A 4,893-nucleotide genomic window follows, 5' to 3' on the forward strand; every position below is an offset into this window, starting at 1 on the left:
CCTGACCACCTGGCAACAGCAAACCGGTAAAGGCTTTCAGCATCTCAATGGGACACCGGACCAGTTTAACCAGTTTGTGCAGGCCTTTAACCGCGCCTGGCGTCTGGGTGAGGTATTAGTGGTCAGTGAGCTCAATATCATTCCTTCCGGGCTATTGGAAGAGTTTCTCAATGACCGCCTGCCGCTGCCTCACAAGGCCGGGTTCAAATTGATTGGTACTGTTAATCCACCCACCTATCCCGGACGGACGGCATTCCCGCCGTCATTGACCAGTCGCTTTACCGGCGTTCATATCCACTATGATACCCTGGATGACTACCGGCTCAGGCTGCAAGCCATGGGGGTATCTGAGGATCTGAGTCGGTGGCTGACCGATTGCGCCAGTGCCCTCAATAATCATTTCCGACAGCAACGCATTCCCCTTGAACTGACGTTGTCGCAGCTGCTCCGTGCGGCCGATGAATTGGGCAAAATCGCCATGGACCAGTGGACTAAACATCTATCACTGAAGTGGTGGCCTTATATGAAGTACTGTGAATACAGCTTTCAGTGGCCTTATACTCATGGAAAGGGATCTTCCAGAGGTCCTGACACTCATTCACCGGAGATTTTCAGCCTGGGCTCGCCCCCTGGTGTATCCAGAAACTTTCAGGTTACCCGGTTTTTTCCCGGTAAATGGAGTCCCGATCTGTATCGACTGGAGCTGTATACAGCCGATGTGAACACTGATAAGCAGTTAGTTCAAAGCCGGTTGCCTATACACCCCGTGGAGCAGAGCAATCTTTTGCCCCTGTTAACCGGGCGAACCTATCTGAAAACCGGCGAAACCCCCGGGCGCATGACACTGAAACCGGGCAGCAATTGGCAACGATTGCCATCGCTGACCCCCAACGACGTGTTGACCGGTCTGAGATCCATTCCGAAACAGACGCAGCTGGCACGGGATAAGAGCACCGACCAATACTTTCTTCGTTCCGGACTCACGAAACCGGTGACGGTGGATTTTATTATTAAGCCCGACCTGACTTATTTTCAGCCGTTAACGGCTGATGATCCCATCAACACACAGCCCCTGCGTTGCCCGCCCCTGATCAAAGTACATCTGGATCAGGAGGTGTTCAGCGAATACCCGGCTCCGGGGTACCGGAAGTTGCGGGAAATAGGGCAGATAGAGAATTTGTCCGAACGGCTACTGGCCCTTGTCGATTGGTTCAGGGCATTTTCTTACGATCGTCCTTTTGACGAAACCGGCATCAGCCTGGTTAAGCAACTGTTGCAGGAACAACAGGGAACCTGCCGCCATCGTGGGTTTCTGTTTCAATTACTCTGTCTTTACTGGGGTATTGAAGCCCGTATAGTAAATTCGGGCTCACATGCTTTCGTTGAGGTCAGATCCTGCAATGGGTGGCGACTTTGTGATTTAGGGGGCGCTGGCAGCTCCACTTACAGTTATTCATCAGAGCCGGAATGGCACAATATTTTCAAGTCAGCGCCAGTGGGCCCCGTCAATTCGCGTTACGCTCAGGACGGAGCCGCTGATGGCTGGAACGGGATATCGTCACTGGCCACTTCTTTGCTCAAGCAACACAAGTGTACTCAATCTGAATTACCCCAAGAGGCGATAAAACAAATCCAGGACACCTTTCTGGAAACGTTCCGGAAAAATTTCCGCCCTATCCCCATAGGCAGGGAGTTATCATCAAGTCGATCTAAACCAGTATCGCCAGGTTGCAAATCTCATAACGGTATCTTTGCATTTCAGATTGTCGTCCATTGGGTACCGGAACAGTATTTGTTGGCGGCCCGACATGCCATTGAGCATTTTTCCACCCTGGCCCCCCCGGAAAAAAAAGCCATTATCGACTGGAGCCACTGTATGCTCATCTGGTCAACCCAATTTACGTCTCCCCTAAAGCATCCTTTCTGTGAGTGGTCGGAGTTTGCCTGGCAACTGTATTTGCAAAGCCCGAATGATTTTCCCGTCCTGCCTGTTCAAAGCCTGCAGACCATTATCCGGTTCAATTTTGATCATAATGGCATGGCTCAACGAATAAGCCAGCGCCTGTTCCAGGTTGAGTCCATCGATAAAGTCTATCTGAAAAATGTCCGCGACAGTCCGGAGGTCGGCAATTTTCCCCTGCTGTGCTCCGGGAAACAATTGCCACAGGTGGCGGCTACCGAAGTTTATTGGAGTCATGCCTCCCGGGGCAAACCGGATATTGCCCGACTGATCCGTGGTCAGCCCTGTTTCCCGGAAAAATCAACCTATTACCAGGAAACCAATACCCTGATAGTGGCCGCCCAGTTTTTGATCGAAAGGGCGTGGGACACTCTCCGGCAAAGCACCAACAAACTGACCGGCTCAGCCTTTCTTAAGGAACTCCCTGTGCCCCAGATCATGAGTACCCTTGATGATCACATCGATGATGCAGAAAATAACCGGCAGTTAATTCGTCTGATCGGCGATCAACGCTCTGCTGACATATATACCCCGGTAATATGTGAAGACCTGAAAAGATTCCGGGTCTTGATCGTTGGCAATTTCCGCGACCGGGTAACCATCTTTGAAAGTGCGGCAGGGCAAAATTTCAACCTGATCGGCAGTGGGATTTTTACTCCGGGTATTGCCCTGGATTGTGAGGATTCGCTGGGAACCATAAAACGCTTGATCAATGAACATGACGCAACCATTTTAAGCAGATATTAAAATTCCTTCTCTCCGGAAATTTAACGAGATTAAAAATGAATCCTTGTTTTACTAACGAGCAATCTACTAAAAGACCAAAGTTGACTCATGACAGTGTAATGTGTCCAAGTACCGATAAGGCGAACTCTGAAACTTCCGCTCATTCATTGCATTTTTCCGGGATACCTTTGAACAAACTCGGTGATATCTCTACTCATCTGAGCTGTGGTGAAATTCAGGAGTTGCAAAAAGAGTGTGGGCAGATCCATCTGTCGGCGGTTACCTCCCGTGACATTAAGGAAAACTGGCCTTTTAAATACCTGTATACCAGACCTGATAAAGCTGAAACCAGGCAGAACGATCCACTCATCACTCACCAACCGGTATTCTCTGAGGAGATACGTCAGATGATTGAATGCCGCGAGTTTAAACTTGAGCGAAAAGGGGTTGCTCATTTTTTTGATGGTCAGAACATAAAAGCGATGTTCAGCCCCTCGGAACGCCATGTCCTGTTCCAGGACTTCCATGTAGTCCGCGGCTGGAGTTGTGATGACAATGGTGACTGGCGGGAGGACGTTGTACTAGGGGTCAAACCAGATAAAACCGCCATCTTCAGCACTTCCGGGCACTATGCGATGGCAGCAGCAGAAGGGGTGTGCAAAGTCTGGAGCTTTGACAGTGGGACCAACTGGCTGGAACAGTTTGAGACCCACAATATCGGCAGGATTAAGAATGTTCAATTTTCCCCCATAGAGCGGGCACTGGCCATCACCAGCAGTGACCATAACGGCCTTGATGCATTGATGATCTGCGTTCGCCATGGCGATAGAGGCTGGATACCGGGATACATGAACAATGGGTTTGAGAATTTGTCTTTTCAATTCAGTCCTTCCGGTAATGATCTACTGATCACTTTCAAACGTGGTGCTGAAATTATGAGCATTGACTACGACGGCCAGGTCAGATGCCAATATTCATATCCGACCAGCGACATGGACGTGAATGCTACCTTCAGTCCGACTGGAGATTGTGCTGTTATCCTCACCAAAACGGTGGGTTCAGATGAAAACACACTGACAATCATTGGCCCTGTAGACGACAAGTGGCAAGAGTTGGGATCCCTCAACATGACAATTCATGATGTCAAATTCAGTAACTCAGCACGGCATCTGATGATCCACACCATAGACCATAAAATCAGACTATGGAGTGTGAATGACCAGGGCCGCTATGTTCAAAAGAAAGAAATTACTGATCAGCCGTCACTTACGGCTACGCAATTCAGTGCATCAGAAGACATCTTCCTGACTCACAATTCTGATAATGGCGTTGTCCAAATCCTGAACTATAACCGTTCGGGCCAATGGGTAATTTCACATAAAAATACTTATTATTTGTCGCGGCAAGCCTGTTTCAGCGATGACCCGGCATCCAACTGTATTATGATCAGGGAGGATAATGATGTTCATGTCGTGCATGTTAGCAACGAAGGCCGTTGCCAATTTAAAAAAATCCATTCAGAAGAGAAAATTGATGAGGCAAGCATCAGCCCATCAGGACGCTATGTTCTGACCACTCATGGTGGCCGTGATGGGCTCATAGCCAGGCTCTGGAGTTTTGACAGCGAGGGTAATTCGTTTGCCAAAACCAGGATTAACCGTCCTGCATCGGTCAACAACGGTTTCAAAGTCAATAAAGCCATATTCAGCGCTTCGGAGCAGTTGCTCCGGCTTTACGGCGGTGGTGGTTTTTTTTCTCTGAATACCATTATCTTTTGGGGGTGTGATAATAACGGCTCATGGACCGAGAGAGGCGTTGTGGACAATGCTGTCTGTGACCCATTGACCGATGAACCTGTCCACAGTCACACAATGCTCCAGATATTGGCTGGCGACGAGGAACAGGACGGAGACTTTAAAATCTTCGGCTACGACCGTGATGGCAATTGGTGCCAAAAGGCAAAAAGAAACCATGGTACAACATTCTCTTCAGGCAGTTTCAGCCCCTCGGGACGAATGCTGTTGACCTGTGGTGACAACAGCGCCAGCATCTGGCAGATCAACCCGGAGAAACAAGTATAAGCAGTCAGTGCCAAAGGGCTGCGCTGGCTTTTTTGCACGCAGCTCTCTGTTTTTTTATGCCTGAAAAACATCATCGGTATTGCCGCATAAGTAGTTGGCCAAATGGAATCGGATATTTCTGGCTAG

At 49.2% G+C, this 4,893-nt stretch carries 2 protein-coding genes; both read left to right on the plus strand.

The window, feature by feature from the left end; genetic code table 11:
* On the plus strand, positions 1-2,707 hold a 2,707-nt coding region (locus ACO6V1_RS22330), incomplete at its 5' end, for a transglutaminase-like domain-containing protein (protein WP_422468660.1).
* 167 nt (positions 2,708-2,874) lie between these two features.
* The gene (locus tag ACO6V1_RS22335; RefSeq protein WP_422468662.1) at positions 2,875-4,767 is read left to right on the plus strand and encodes a WD40 repeat domain-containing protein; all 1,893 of its coding nucleotides are present in this window, start codon (positions 2,875-2,877) and stop codon (positions 4,765-4,767) included.
* Positions 4,768-4,893: the final 126 nt, after the last annotated feature.

Origin of the sequence: Endozoicomonas sp. ALC013, assembly GCF_049310205.1 — a bacterium.
Taxonomy (GTDB): domain Bacteria; phylum Pseudomonadota; class Gammaproteobacteria; order Pseudomonadales; family Endozoicomonadaceae; genus Endozoicomonas.